This window comes from Bacillus sp. BHET2 (genome assembly GCF_005938125.1).
GTDB lineage: Bacteria > Bacillota > Bacilli > Bacillales > Bacillaceae_B > Rossellomorea.
Genome location: NZ_VCQN01000003.1, coordinates 126885 through 140818 on the forward strand (window position 1 = coordinate 126885; position 13934 = coordinate 140818).

The window sequence follows — 13934 nt, forward strand, 5'->3', positions numbered from 1 at the left end:
TTGGGGGGACGGACCTCTATTTTTTTAGTAAATAAGAAATCCCTAATAATACCGCTCCAGAAATGAAAGAAGCGTTCCATGGAAACATGAAAGAAGGACCAAGGTCAGGGAGGAAGTAAGGGGAGCAAATAATGATTCCCATTGAAAGCATTCCCATAGTGCCCGCTTTGATTGAATCTTTCAAAGTGGATTGTTTCTCCTTGAATAAAGAGCTGTTAATAATGGAGAAGATGATTCTCACCCCAATTAAACTGGAGAAAACGATAATGAATGCGATGATTCCGTAAGTGACAGGAAATATTTCACTACTAATCTCTATAAACCATGGACCTATCAATAAAACGAGTCCGCGGATAATAAGCAAGTACCCTACCAAATTCATGGACAAAGATAAAATAAAGCGAGCAACACTTCTCTTCTTCTCATTAGGGAGCTGTTCGATGATTTCATCGGCATAAGCTTTAGGATCATCGCCTAAAATCATTCGTGCCGTTTTCCCCTCCTGTTGCCCTTCAATGATGTGGTCAAGGATTTCCATAAGAATTTCCTCGGTCTGCTGTTCAGATAAAGAAAGCTGAAGGCGCATGTATATTAGAAAATCTGAGTAATATTTCTCGTTTTCTTCGGATAATTCTTCCCTTTTTTGATTGTTTAATACAATTAACTGTTTCGCTTCAATCATCATTCTTCCCCCTTTTTAAAAGTGTAGTGACCGGTGAGGCGATTTGCTCCCATTCCTGTGATATCTCATAAAGTGCCGAATGCCCTTCTTCCGTTAAATAATAGTATTTACGGTTAGGTCCAGAATCCGATGCCTGCATTTCTCCACGAATTAAATTATTTTTTTGGAGTCGTAACAGCACAGGATAAATAGTCCCCTCGCTGACATTTTGTAAACCGGAAGACTGCAATTTTTTAGAAAGTTCATACCCGTAGACAGGCTCATTTTCAATCACAGAAAGAACACAACCATCTAAAATTCCCTTTAATAACTGACTGCGGATAGACATGTGACACTTCCTTTATCGGTATATTGCAAAACAAGGTACTTAGATAAAAAGATAACTACCTTGTATAGCAAAGTAGGTAATTCCAGAATATGTGTTTAGGGAGAAATTGTCAACCATAAATTCAAATGTTTTGAAATATCCACAACACTTGTCTAACAATTCCAAAAAGTATAACATTAATTTAACGAAGGGGGAGTTTTAAAATGAATAGATTAACGGACTTACTACATATAAAACATCCAATCATTCAAGGTGGCATGGGAAACATCAGTAATGCCCCTTTGACGGCAGCTATTTCGGAGGCAGGGGCGATGGGCACGATCGGAGTCGGCACGATGAGCGTGGAAGAAGTGGAAGAAATAATCGTTGAAACAAAATTGAGGACCAGCAAGCCTTTCGCATTAAACATCCCGGTTTCCATCACCCCTCACCTGAAGGACATGATCCGGCTGGTAGTGACTCATGGAATCCCGGTCGTTTCTTTATCAGCAGGAAATCCTTCCCCGCTCATTCCCTTTTTCCACGAACATAATGTAAAGGTGATCTGTGTGGTTGCCTCAAAAAAACAAGGGAAAAAAGCAGAAGACGCAGGGGCAGATGTCATCGTTGCAGAAGGATATGAAGCAGCCGGAATCAATTCGAACCTTGAGACGACGACACTTGCCCTCATCCCACAGCTTGTCGATACGGTCAGCATCCCAGTCGTGGCAGCAGGAGGGATCGGTGATGGACGGGGACTTGCTTCCATGTTAGCCCTTGGCGCAAGTGGAGTGCAGATGGGGACACGGTTCATTGCGACGAAGGAAGCGCCTTTTCATGCAAACTATAAATCTACATTAGTCGAGGCAAAGGACGACAGTACGGTCATCGTCGGCCGTTCTATGGGGAGGGTAAGACGAGTCATGAAGACCCCGTATGCAGCCAAATTGATTCAAAAAGAACAAGAAGGAGTGGCTCTTGATGAGTTCAGTCACATGACCTCTGAGGACTATCATAGGGTAGGGGCGCTTGAAGGGAAACTGGATCAAGGATTCATAAATGGCGGCCAGGTGTCAGGTCTAGTGTCGGATGTTCCGACGGTAAAGGAACTGGTAGAGAGAATGATGAAAGAAACCACAGATATTTTTAATAGACTTTCCGAAAATAATGTTGAGTCTTAATAGAACACCGTTTTGAAGCGTTTTTTCCTTAGTAGGGGGAACGCTTTTTTACTATAGCAAGAAACCATTAAGTGAGGAGGAAACTATATTCATTTTTAAAATCTTGATCTCTATGTCGCTGCAAGAGTGTTTCTACTAATGATCGACAAAACATGACACTGCCCGCCTCTCAACCTTCTTCAAAACCCATTCCAATCACATCCACACACAATAATTTCCCCTATTCCCTAGATATTCAGTTAAAGACCGACTATACTAATATTAATTTTTAAATTTTCGGAATATTATTGACTATTTTGTGACAAGAGTGATAATATAACGTTGTATTTACGTCGAATGTTATTTTTATCATACATGGATTTGCTAGTCTTGTAGACTACTCATCATATATTAGGAAAAGAAAAAGGGGGATTTCTGTGAAGAAGAAGAGTTTATTACTTGTTGTCATCTCGATGCTATGTGGAATGCTGGTTCTATCAGGTTGTGGTAGTGATAAGAGTTCTGGTGATGGAGATGGTGAAAAGCAATATGTCATTGGGGTAACACAGATTGTCGAACATCCATCATTAGATGCGGCGTTTGAAGGGTTTAAGAAGGCTTTGGATGAAAACGGTTTCAAGGAAGGCGAAAACGTCAAATATGATGTTCAAATCGCTCAAGGAGATCAAAGTAATTCACAAAGTGCTGCTAAGAACTTTGTTGGAGACGGTGTCGACCTCATCTTTGCTAACTCAACCCCAAGTGCACAACACGCACTGAATGCAACGAAAGATATTCCTATCGTCTTTACTTCAGTTACTGATCCTGTTGGAGCTGAATTGGTTAAGTCATTTGACGAACCAGGTGAAAACATTACAGGAACGACGGATACTCATCCCGAAGCGATTTCAAAGACGATCCACTTTATAACGGATGAAATGAAAGCGAAGAAAATCGGGGTTGTCTATAACTCAGGTGAACAAAATGCTGTCGTGCAAGTAGCTGAAGTGAATAAGCTTGCAGAAGAAAATGGTGTGGATGTGGTAGAAGCTACCGTTTCAACGTCCGCTGATGTTAAACAGGCGACAGAATCCTTGGTTGGAAGAGTCGATGTCATATACATCCCGAAAGATAATACAGTTGTTTCAGCGCTTGAATCAGTCATCACAGTAGCGAATGAAAAGGATATTCCTCTTTTTGTAGGAGAATTAGATTCATTGAAAAAAGGTGCGATTGCAGCAAGTGGATTCAACTATGAAGATCTTGGTTACCAAACTGGATTAATGGCAGTGAAGATTTTAAAAGGTGAGAAGAAACCTTCTGAACTCCCTGTGCAAGCTCCGGAAAACTTCGAATTGATGTTCAATAAAGCGGCAGCTGAAGAGCAAGGAGTAGAAGTGCAGGAAGCCTGGTCTGACCTTGGGAAGTTTATAGAAGAAAAATAGGAAGGGATGATGATTCGTGCCAACAGCAATATTTGCATCCTTTGAATCTGGAATCATTTACGCTATTATGGCCCTCGGAGTCTACCTGTCCTTTCGGATATTGGATTTTCCTGATTTAACAGTCGATGGCAGCTTCGTGACCGGGGCTGCTGTGGCTGCAACCATGATTGTCAGTGGTGTAAACCCGATTATCGCAACGATTACAGCGATTGTGATTGGATTTGTCGCAGGGTGTATAACAGGATTACTTCATACGTTTGGTAAGATCAATGCCTTATTATCCGGGATATTAATGATGATCGCCCTATATTCCATCAATCTCAGGATTATGGGAAGATCGAATGTGCCCTTGCTTAGTCAGGACACTGCGTTTACTGGAGTAGAAGGCTTTTGGTCACCTCTGGGAATCGATGCTGCCCTTAATAAAGTGTGGGTTGCCGTTGGACTCGGGGAACCTGTACCGGGAACGTGGAGCATTTTATTTATCATGACGATCATTACGCTCGTGATTAAGTTTTTGACTGACGGTTTTTTGAAAACGGAAATAGGATTGGCTTTAAGAGCGACGGGGGATAATCAGCGAATGATTCGCAGTTTCTCCGCCAATACCAATCTCATGATCATTCTTGGTTTAGGCATTTCGAATGGAATGGTAGCACTTTCAGGAGCTTTGATTGCCCAGTACAGCCGATTTGCTGATGTCGGAATGGGGATTGGAATGATCATCATCGGGCTTGCTTCTGTTATCATCGGTGAGGCGATATTCGGAACCAAGACGATCGCCCGTACGACGCTCGCTGTAATCGGGGGAGCGATTATCTATCGATTGGTCGTATCCATGGCTCTCCGTGTTGACTTCCTTGAAACAGGTGATATGAAGCTGATTACGGCAACAATCGTCATTCTTGCCCTCGTTATGCCAAAGGTGATGGATCGCTATAAGGATAAGAAACGAAAGGCTCAACGAATGGCAGAACGCGTTAACAGAGCCACGATTGCGGATGGAAAGGGTGAGAGCGGTGTTACAGTTAAATCGAATTCATAAGGTGTTTAATGAGGGGACACCCGATGAAAAAATCGCCCTTGATGATACCCAACTCTCGCTGAAACCAGGAGACTTCGTTACGGTCATCGGAAGTAATGGAGCGGGGAAATCCACATTGATGAACATTGTTTCAGGGGTACTCTTACCTGACATCGGGAATGTGTTGATTGATGATCACGACGTGTCCAAAGTTTCTGAGTATAAACGCTCAAAGCTGATTGGCCGTGTGTTCCAAGATCCCATGGCAGGGACGGCCCCTTCCATGACGATAGAAGAAAACCTTGCCATGGCGTATTCACGAAATCGGACAAGAACCTTTAAATTGGGTGTTACTAAAAAACGGAAAGCTTTCTTTAAAGAAGTGCTTGAAACCCTTCACCTAGGACTTGAAAACCGTTTGAATGCAAAGGTTGGATTGTTATCAGGCGGAGAACGGCAGGCCCTTTCCCTCTTGATGGCAACGTTCACTGAACCGTCGATCCTGTTACTGGATGAGCATACGGCGGCACTGGATCCGGCCAGAGCAGATCTGATTACCAACTTGACAAAAGAGATTGTCGAGAAGTATAAGCTCACCACGTTGATGGTCACCCATAATATGCAGCAGGCGCTGGACCTTGGAAATCGATTGATAATGATGGATAAAGGTCAGATCATTTTGGAAGTGAATGAAGAGGAGAAGAAACACCTTACTGTCGAAGGGTTACTGCATGAATTCCAGCGGATTCGCGGAAGTAAGTTGGCAAGTGACCGAGCACTTCTCTCATAGATTAAATAAAAGAAGAAACAACCTTCAGTAAAAAGCAACGGGACTTTGGTTCCGTTGCTTTTTATTTGTGGAGGTATGTTGAGAAGGGTGTCATCTAGCTCCGACGGCTAAAGGCTCGAGGTCATAAGTCGAACATGCCAAAAAGGCAAAGAGCGCCTTTCCGGCATGTTCGTCTTATGCATGTCGCCTCTGGGCAAGCCGTCTCCGCTTTTGGTGTCATCTAGCTCCGACGGCTAAAGGCTCGAGGTCATAAGTCAAACATGCCAAAAAGGCAAAGGGCGCCTTTCCGGCATGTTTGTCTTATGCTTGTCGCCTCTGGGCAAGCCGTCTCCGCTTTTGGTGTCATCTAGCTCCGACGGCTAGAGGCTCGAGGTCATAAGTCAAACATGCCAAAAAGGCAAAGGGCGCCTTTCCGGCATGTTCGTCTTATGCATGTCGCCTCTGGGCAAGCCGTCTCCGCTTTTGGTGGAGGTCCGTCCCTCTGCATAATTTATATTAATATAATATTTTAAATTTTAACAATTTATTGACTATTTATAAAACAAAATGTTATTATATCGTTGAATTAACGTTATATAAAAATGTATGATTTGTTCGTTTGAAGGGGGAAAGCAATGAAGCCTGGATTAGTAGAAGGACATATGGCCGTCGTGACGACAGAAGTAACTCCCAGCATGTATGCCCAATTCGAAGGAAGCGTTGTGCACCCAGTATATTCAACGGTCTCGATGGTTTATCACATGGAGTGGGCCTCAAGGAAAATCATCCTCCCTTATTTGGAAGATCATGAAGAAGGAATGGGCGCCAAAGTGAACGTCGAGCATATGGCTCCGGCTAAAAAAGGTTCCTTTCTGAAAATTAAAGCGAATGTAATTAAATATGAACGAAACGTCATCGTAACCGAAGTGACTGTCCGGGATAGAGAGAGTGACAGACTCATTGGAAAAGGTGAGGTGAAACAAGTGGTTCTATCTAAAGATAAAATTAAAGAAAGAATAAAAGAGAACTAGTTTTATACACTTCTTAAAAAAGAAGGGTAAAAGGAGGAAGCGAATTGGCTAACGCATCGACAAAACTGAAAGCGTTTACAAAAGACGAGCTTGCAGGGGGAAATGACATGGATATGTTTCAAAAAATACAAAATCATGAGCAGGTAGTATTCTGCAACGATGAAGAAACAGGGCTCAAAGCCATCATTGCCATACATAATACCACTCTTGGCCCTGCTCTAGGCGGTTGTCGGATGAGACCTTATGCATCAGTGGATGAAGCACTGGAGGACGTCCTGCGCCTATCAAAAGGCATGACTTATAAATGTGCCGCGGCTGATGTGGACTTTGGTGGAGGGAAAGCAGTCATCATCGGGGATCCTGAAAAAGACAGACATCCAGAGCTATTTCGTGCATTTGGCCAATTTGTTGAATCTCTGAATGGGCGCTTCTACACAGGGACAGACATGGGGACCACGCCTGAAGATTTCGTTTATTCATTAAAAGAAACAAATTGCATCGTTGGCGTCAATGAAGAGTACGGAGGAAGCGGGGATTCATCCATCCCGACTGCCATGGGAGTCATTTATGGCTTACAAGCGACCAATCAGAACGTCTGGGGCTCAAAAGACCTACATGGCAAAAGCTATGCCATTCAAGGTTTGGGAAAAGTAGGTTTTAAAGTAGCAGAGCGTCTGTTGGAAGAAGGGGCAGACCTCTTTGTAACGGATATCAGTCAGAAATCAATCGATCAGCTGGTTGCAAAGGCGAAAAACATGGGAGCGGCCATCAAGGTCGTATCAGGAGATGAAATCTACTCTGTTGATGCTGATGTCTTCGTCCCTTGTGCCATCGGAGGAATCATTAATGATCACACGGTCGATCAGCTGAGAGTAAAAGCGGTTGTAGGATCTGCCAACAACCAGCTATTGGATCTGTCCCATGGTATGAAGCTTCATGAAAAAGGAATTCTCTATGCCCCTGATTACATCGTCAATGCAGGCGGATTGATCCAGGTAGCCGACGAATTGTATGAACCGAATAAAGAACGGGTCCTTCAAAAGACAAGTGCCATCTATAACAGCCTTCAGAATATTTATCTGCAATCAGAAAATCAGCACATGACCACGGTGGAAGCGGCCAACCGATTCTGTGAAGATCGGATTCATTCTCGTACTAGAAGAAACAGCTTTTTCTCTCATGCGAAACGTCCGAAATGGTCGGTTAGGACATAAGAACCAATGAATGTTGAGAGCTTTGAGTGATGATTCGCGTTGTTCACAATTTGGCGTAATAAATGGTGGAAGTGGCCCAATGAACGTAGAAAGTGGCCCAAATAACAGTGGAAGTTCCGCAACAAACACTCAAAGTTCCGCAACAAGCATCAAAAGTTACGCAACAAACGCCAAAAGACGCTCAAATTTCAACGTTTTCATTCATAAACCAAATGGATAAGCTCTTTCAACCATCTTGCCATTCAATTTCGCGAGTGACACATCTCAAAAAGAAGCTAAATCAACTCAGTTTTCAATATAAATAGACAGAATCCAAATCAGAAATCTAATGCTCCAACAAAAATGCACCACAAGAGGTGATGAAATGATTGAGGAATATCAATTGGTCCAAGTCATGGATCAACAAGGTGAACTACTTCAAAGCGAGTTTGAAAAGGATATTTCAGAAGACTTAGCCCGTACGTTTTATCGTCATTTGATCAGGATCCGTACCTTTGATCGTAAAGCGGTGAGTCTGCAAAGGCAAGGACGTATCGGAACATACGCACCATTTGAAGGACAGGAAGCATCCCAGGTAGGGAGTGCCCTTGCATTACAAGAAAAGGATTGGTTATTCCCATCTTACAGGGATCATGGAGCAACAATGACATTCGGCCATTCCCTGCTTCATATACTTCTCTTTTGGAAAGGCCGCAATGAAGGGTGTGTGCCTCCTGAGGGAATGAATATTTTCACCCCCGGTATTCCAATCGCAACCCAGCTTCCGCATGCAGTGGGTGCTGCTTATGCGGAGAAGAAAAAAGGAACCAGGAATGCAGCGATTGTGTATTTTGGAGACGGGGCGACTTCTGAAGGGGATTTTCATGAAGGGTTAAACATAGCAAGTGTGTGGGAGGCGCCGGTTGTTTTCTTTAATCAGAATAACCAGTTTGCGATTTCCGTCCCCATGCACAAGCAAATGAAAACGAAAACCATTGCCCAGAAGGCTCTTGCCTATGACATTCCAAGCGTACGAATCGATGGAAATGATATTTTTGCCGTTTATTTTGAAACGTTAAAAGCGTTGGAGAGAGCTCGGAACGGGGACGGACCTACATTGATTGAATCGGTGACATGGAGATATGGGGCACATACAACCGCTGATGATCCGACGAAATATCGTGATCAGGAAGAAAGTGAGTCTCGACGTATGGAGAATGATCCCGTTGATCGATTAACGAAATTCATGAAGCAAAGAGGTTGGCTTGATGAGGCATGGATGGCTTCTGTTCAAAAGGAATGTGTGAAGGAAGTCGACTCGGCTGTTGAAGACTTGGAAGCCTATCCTGCAGCCGACCCGAGTGTGATCTTCGATTATGTGTTTGAGACACCGACCTGGACGATCCAGGAACAAAAAGAAAAGCTCCTTGAGCGATTGAGAGGTGAATAGGATGAGCACCTTAACGAAAATGAAGACCCTGACGATGGTTCAAGCCATTACTGATGGGATGAGAGTGATGCTTGCGGAGAGCGATGATGTCCTGTTGATGGGAGAAGATATTGGCATGAATGGTGGTGTGTTCCGGGCGACTGACGGATTGCAGCAGGAATTTGGAGAAGACCGGGTCATAGATACCCCGTTAAGTGAGGCTGGTTTCATTGGGGCGGCCATTGGGATGGGATTGAACGGATTTCGCCCTGTGGCAGAGGTGCAATTTTTAGGATTCATCTATCCGGCGTACGAGCAAATCATGACTCATGCATCCAGAGTACGAGCCCGTACCCTTGGGCATTTTACCTGTCCGCTGGTCATCAGGGCTCCTTATGGTGCTGGAGTCAGGGCACCGGAAATTCATTCTGATAGCACAGAAGCACTTTTCACTCATATGCCGGGAATCAAGGTGGTATGTCCGTCAACACCCTATGATGCAAAGGGACTCTTGATTGCTGCCATTGAGGACCCAGACCCGGTATTATTTCTGGAACCTATGAGATGTTATCGAGCTTCCAAAGAAGAAGTGCCAGAAGAAAAGTACATCGTGGAAATCGGGAAAGGCAAGGTGGTTACAGAGGGCGAGGATGTCACGATCATTGCCTGGGGAGCGATGGTGAAGGTAGCCGAGGACGCAGCGAAAGAAGCAGGGGATAAAGGCATTTCCTGCGAGGTACTGGATCTTAGAACCCTTTATCCCCTTGATAAGGATCTCATTTCAAGCTCTGTCCAGAAAACGGGGAGAACCGTGGTTGTCCATGAAGCCCATGCCACTGGCGGAGTTGGAAATGATGTGATCGCGATCATCAATGATACGTCTTTTTTATATCAGAAAGCACCGACTGAGCGGGTAACAGGATTTGATACACCCGTCCCGTATTTCGGGTTTGAAGATTTCTATTTGCCTGACAGTAAACGTGTGCTCGATGCAATCGAGAAAGTAGCACGCTATTAGACAAGGAGGGAGTCCATGGAAGTTAAGCTTCATGATATTGGGGAAGGCATGACTGAAGCCAATATCAATCACTTTCTTGTGGAAGTGGGAGATGTCGTGAGAGCGGATCAACCACTGGTGGAAGTACAAACAGATAAAATGACGGCGGAAATTCCCGCACCATTTTCTGGTGTGGTGAAGGAATTTACGGTTAGGGAAGGGGAGACGATTCCAGTCGGATCAACGGTTCTGTTGATGGAAAAAGAGGATGGGGTTGGAGGCAAACGTATCGTCCCTAACACGACCCAGATTTTGAAGAAAAAAAGGATACTGGCATCCCCGTATACGCGGAAAATAGCAAGGGAAAAAGGTATTAATATAGAAGAAGTGGTTGGTTCGGGAGTAGGAGGAAGGATTCTCGATGAGGATGTAATCCTTTATATGAAAGGGGAAAGCGGGACAGCTCCAATCAGGGATGAAAAACCTGAACCTGTCGCTCCTTTAGCAGAAATAAGGGAGCAGGATACCATCCCGTTCCGTGGCAGACGCAAACAGATTGCATCTAAAATGTCACAGTCACTAAGGACGATTCCTCATTGCACCCATTTTGAAGAAATCGATGTTACGAATCTATTAGCCTGGAAAGATACCATGAAAGCAAGCGGCGGGTCCATTTCAATAGGAGCTTATTTTATCAAAGCTCTTTCAGTTAGTTTAAAAGAGTTTCCAATCTTTAATGCCCGACTCAATGAAAAGGAAGAGTGTGTCGAGCTTCAGTCCCATCACAATATCGGCATTGCAGTCGACACTGACGAAGGATTGATTGTTCCTGTTATCAAACAGGTCGAACGAAAAACGATGAAGGACTTACATGAGGAAATGAAGGAACTGACCATCAAAGCACTAGAGGGCAAGTTGACGATGAACGAAATCAAAGGCGGAACCTTCACGGTGAGTAACGTCGGTCCACTTGGCGGTTCAATCGGAGCCACTCCAATCATCAACGAACCGGAAGTGGCACTCGTCGCTTTCCATAAAACGAAGAAGCGCCCAATGGTGAATGAAAGAGATGAAATCGTCGTCCGCTCGATGATGAATGTATCCATGTCCTTTGATCACAGAGTGGCAGATGGCGGAACGGCTGTGAGGTTTACGAATCGATTACGCGATCTGATTGAACAGCCTCAATCCATGCTTTTGGAGTTGATGTAAATGGTAGTGGGAGAGATTATGGAAGAGAAAGACATTATCGTCATCGGAGGAGGCCCCGGTGGCTATCACGCAGCTATAAGGGCCGCAAGTCTCGGTAGACAGGTGACGTTAATCGAACGAGAGGACATGGGCGGCACCTGCTTAAATAAAGGATGCATTCCGTCGAAGGTATTCACCCATTTTGCCCAGGAGTTGAAAAAGACAAAGCATCTGCAGGAGATGGGGATGCAGTTCGGGGGATTAGAAACCAATCTTTCCTCTCTTCAACAGTATAAAAATAAAAAGATCACCCAGCTTCGCTTAGGGGTGGAATCTCTTTGCAAAGCGAATCAAGTTGAAATCATAAAGGGGTCAGCATCCTTCCTTTCAGAATCACGTGTTGGAGTTGAAAACGGTCATGAATTTTCCCTCTTTAATTTTAAAGAAGCGATTGTGGCAACAGGAGGGGATTTTCATTATCAGGATAGTATCGAGTTTGATGATGCCTGTATCCTTAAAGAAAGAGACGTTTATCAGCTGGGGGAGATCCCTGAGGAACTGATTGTATACGGTACAGATTATATTTCATTGGAGATTGCGTCGGTTTTCTCTATTATTGGAAGCCGTGTAACGCTACTCTTGAACGAGGAATTTGCATTTGACTCTGCCATTACAAAAGAACTGTTCAGACAGTTAAAAAAGCAGAAAATCAATGTCATCAAGAATTCCGTCCTGCGTTCTGCCAGTAAAAGGGACGGACATGTCATCGTGAATCTGGAGAAAGAAACGGGTGAAGCGGTATCAATCGAAGGTTCGCACTTTGTCGTGAGCGGACAAGTAAAACCAAACCTGACAGACATCGGCCTGGACCGCCTCCGTGTTGAATTAACGGAAGAGGGGTATATCCAAACAGATCAAGAGGGACGGACCCCCATTCCGCATATATGGGCGATTGGGGACGCGACGGAAGGTCCGTCCCTCGCAGTGAAGGCAATCAAGCAAGGGAAGGTAGCAGCGGAGGCAATGGCTGGGCTTCCAGTGGAAGTGGATTTGCAGTTTGTTCCGATGGTGGTGCAGATGAGTCCACCGATTGCTTATGCAGGGCTGACGGAGGAAGAAGCAAGGGCTGAAGGGTATTCGGTTGCAGTTAGTGAGAACCCTGTGAGAGGAAACGGGTACGCTCAGTTAATTGATGAAAAGGATGGGTTCGTGAAAGTCGTGTCAGACAGTGAAACGGATTTGATTCTTGGTATTCATATCATTGGGATGGGGGCAGCGGAGCTTATCACGTCAGGCGTGCTTGGTTTAGAAATGGCAGCGAGAGATGAGGACTTTCGCTTTCCACTTTATCCTCATCCCAGTATGAACGAAAGTATACTCGAAGCGGTCGAAGGATTAAAGGGAGACGCAGTGCACATGCCTCCCAGAATAAAGGAGCCCGCGAGGTGAAATGAGGGACGCGCTTTTACACAGAGAAGCGTTTAAGCTTTACTAGCCGCTCTTGAGAAGTTCTAAGAAACTATTTAATATAATATTCAGAATATACTAACGTTTGTGGAGGGGTAAATATGCAAGAGAATGTAGCAAAAAAGCAAAAAAAGGTAGAAGAGGTATTCCCGGTAAGAGATGTTGATTATTTAGAGTATTATACTGGAAATGCAAAACAGGCCGCTCATTTCTTCTGTACAGCATTCGGATTTAAGACCGTTGCCTATTCAGGATTGGAAACGGGAAATCGTGACACAGTATCTTATGTACTGCAACAAAACAAAGTTCGATTGGTTATAACGGGAAGCCTTCACGAAGGCAGTCGTGTAGCTGAATTTGTTAAAAAACATGGAGATGGTATTAAAGACATTGCTCTTGTTGTGGAGGATGTTGAAAAGGCTTACAGTGGAGCGGTATCCCGGGGTGCGATTGAAATCATGCCTCCTTCAACACTAGAAGATGATAACGGAATAGTAAAAAAAGCCGTGATCGGTACATATGGAGATACAATCCATACTATTGTAGAACGTAAAGATTATAAAGGGATCTTCATGCCAGGATTTGTAAAATATGATTCCGCTCTGAAAAATGAAGATTCCGGTATCATCGCTGTCGATCACGTAGTAGGAAATGTTGAACGTATGGAAGAGTGGGTGGAGTATTACGCAAACGTGATGGGCTTTAAGGAAATGCGTCACTTCACAAATGAAGATATTACAACGGAATATTCAGCCCTGATGTCCAAGGTGATGCATAATGGCGGACGCATTAAATTCCCGATCAATGAGCCTGCTGAAGGAAAACGCAAATCACAAATCCAGGAATATCTTGAGTTCTACGGCGGTCCTGGAGTGCAGCATATTGCGATTTTGACGGAAGATATAGTGAAAACAGTCGGTATCTTGAAAGAAAATGGCGTTGAGTTCCTGAATACACCTGATTCTTATTACGATATGCTTTCTGAGCGTGTAGGAGAAATCGATGAAGAGATCTCCAAGATCAAAGAGCTGAATATTTTAGTAGACCGTGATGATGAGGGGTACCTGCTTCAAATTTTCACGAAGCCTATTGTGGATCGTCCGACACTATTCGTCGAAGTGATTCAACGTAAGGGCGCAAGAGGATTCGGTGAAGGAAACTTCAAGGCACTATTCGAATCCATCGAGCGCGAGCAGGAACGAAGAGGAAACCTATAAACTAAAAAATAGATAGATAGAG

The 13934-nt window shown here is 44.2% G+C and carries 13 protein-coding genes; 11 read left to right on the plus strand and 2 right to left on the minus strand.

Annotated elements, in window-relative coordinates; genetic code table 11:
• Nucleotides 1-16: 16 nt before the first annotated feature.
• Both FGG79_RS13320 and FGG79_RS13325 read right to left on the minus strand, forming a co-directional pair.
• The gene (locus tag FGG79_RS13320; RefSeq protein ID WP_240794277.1) at nt 17-682 is read right to left on the minus strand and encodes a DUF1129 family protein; all 666 of its coding nucleotides are present in this window, start codon (nt 680-682) and stop codon (nt 17-19) included.
• Nucleotides 675-1010: a PadR family transcriptional regulator gene (locus tag FGG79_RS13325; RefSeq protein ID WP_138779121.1), complete on the minus strand. Its 336-nt coding sequence runs from the start codon at nt 1008-1010 to the stop codon at nt 675-677. Before FGG79_RS13325 ends, FGG79_RS13320 begins: the two co-directional genes overlap by 8 nt.
• A gap of 203 nt (nt 1011-1213) precedes the next feature.
• On the opposite strand from FGG79_RS13325, the gene FGG79_RS13330 reads away from it, so the two are divergent.
• The 11 genes from FGG79_RS13330 (at nt 1214) to hppD (ending at nt 13912) form a co-directional block, all read left to right on the plus strand.
• Complete coding sequence (locus FGG79_RS13330) at nt 1214-2170, plus strand: NAD(P)H-dependent flavin oxidoreductase (protein ID WP_138779122.1); 957 nt, start codon at nt 1214-1216, stop codon at nt 2168-2170.
• Between the two features lie 452 nt (nt 2171-2622).
• Nucleotides 2623-3594: an ABC transporter substrate-binding protein gene (locus FGG79_RS13335; RefSeq protein WP_138779781.1), complete on the plus strand. Its 972-nt coding sequence runs from the start codon at nt 2623-2625 to the stop codon at nt 3592-3594.
• A gap of 16 nt (nt 3595-3610) precedes the next feature.
• Complete coding sequence (locus FGG79_RS13340) at nt 3611-4639, plus strand: ABC transporter permease (RefSeq protein WP_138779123.1); 1029 nt, start codon at nt 3611-3613, stop codon at nt 4637-4639.
• Nucleotides 4614-5408: an ABC transporter ATP-binding protein gene (locus FGG79_RS13345; RefSeq protein ID WP_138779124.1), complete on the plus strand. Its 795-nt coding sequence runs from the start codon at nt 4614-4616 to the stop codon at nt 5406-5408. The genes FGG79_RS13340 and FGG79_RS13345 overlap by 26 nt, the downstream gene beginning before the upstream one ends.
• Before the next feature lie 614 nt (nt 5409-6022).
• Entirely contained in the window at nt 6023-6418 is a 396-nt protein-coding gene (locus FGG79_RS13350; protein WP_138779126.1) for a thioesterase family protein, read from the plus strand.
• A gap of 107 nt (nt 6419-6525) precedes the next feature.
• A complete protein-coding gene (locus FGG79_RS13355) occupies nt 6526-7632 on the plus strand; it encodes a Leu/Phe/Val dehydrogenase (RefSeq protein ID WP_138779783.1) in 1107 nt (368 codons plus the stop codon).
• Between the two features lie 364 nt (nt 7633-7996).
• Entirely contained in the window at nt 7997-9061 is a 1065-nt protein-coding gene (pdhA, locus tag FGG79_RS13360) for a pyruvate dehydrogenase (acetyl-transferring) E1 component subunit alpha (protein ID WP_138779128.1), read from the plus strand.
• A 1-nt stretch (nt 9062) separates the two neighbouring features.
• Nucleotides 9063-10058: an alpha-ketoacid dehydrogenase subunit beta gene (locus FGG79_RS13365; protein WP_138779130.1), complete on the plus strand. Its 996-nt coding sequence runs from the start codon at nt 9063-9065 to the stop codon at nt 10056-10058.
• Nucleotides 10059-10073: 15 nt separating this feature from the next.
• Nucleotides 10074-11249, plus strand: coding sequence for a dihydrolipoamide acetyltransferase family protein (locus tag FGG79_RS13370; protein WP_138779133.1), 1176 nt, complete (start codon nt 10074-10076; stop codon nt 11247-11249).
• Complete coding sequence (locus tag FGG79_RS13375) at nt 11250-12677, plus strand: dihydrolipoyl dehydrogenase family protein (protein WP_138779135.1); 1428 nt, start codon at nt 11250-11252, stop codon at nt 12675-12677. It abuts the gene before it with no gap.
• Nucleotides 12678-12796: 119 nt separating this feature from the next.
• On the plus strand, nt 12797-13912 hold the full coding sequence (hppD, locus tag FGG79_RS13380; RefSeq protein WP_138779137.1) for a 4-hydroxyphenylpyruvate dioxygenase: 1116 nt from the start codon (nt 12797-12799) through the stop codon (nt 13910-13912).
• Nucleotides 13913-13934 lie beyond the last annotated feature (22 nt).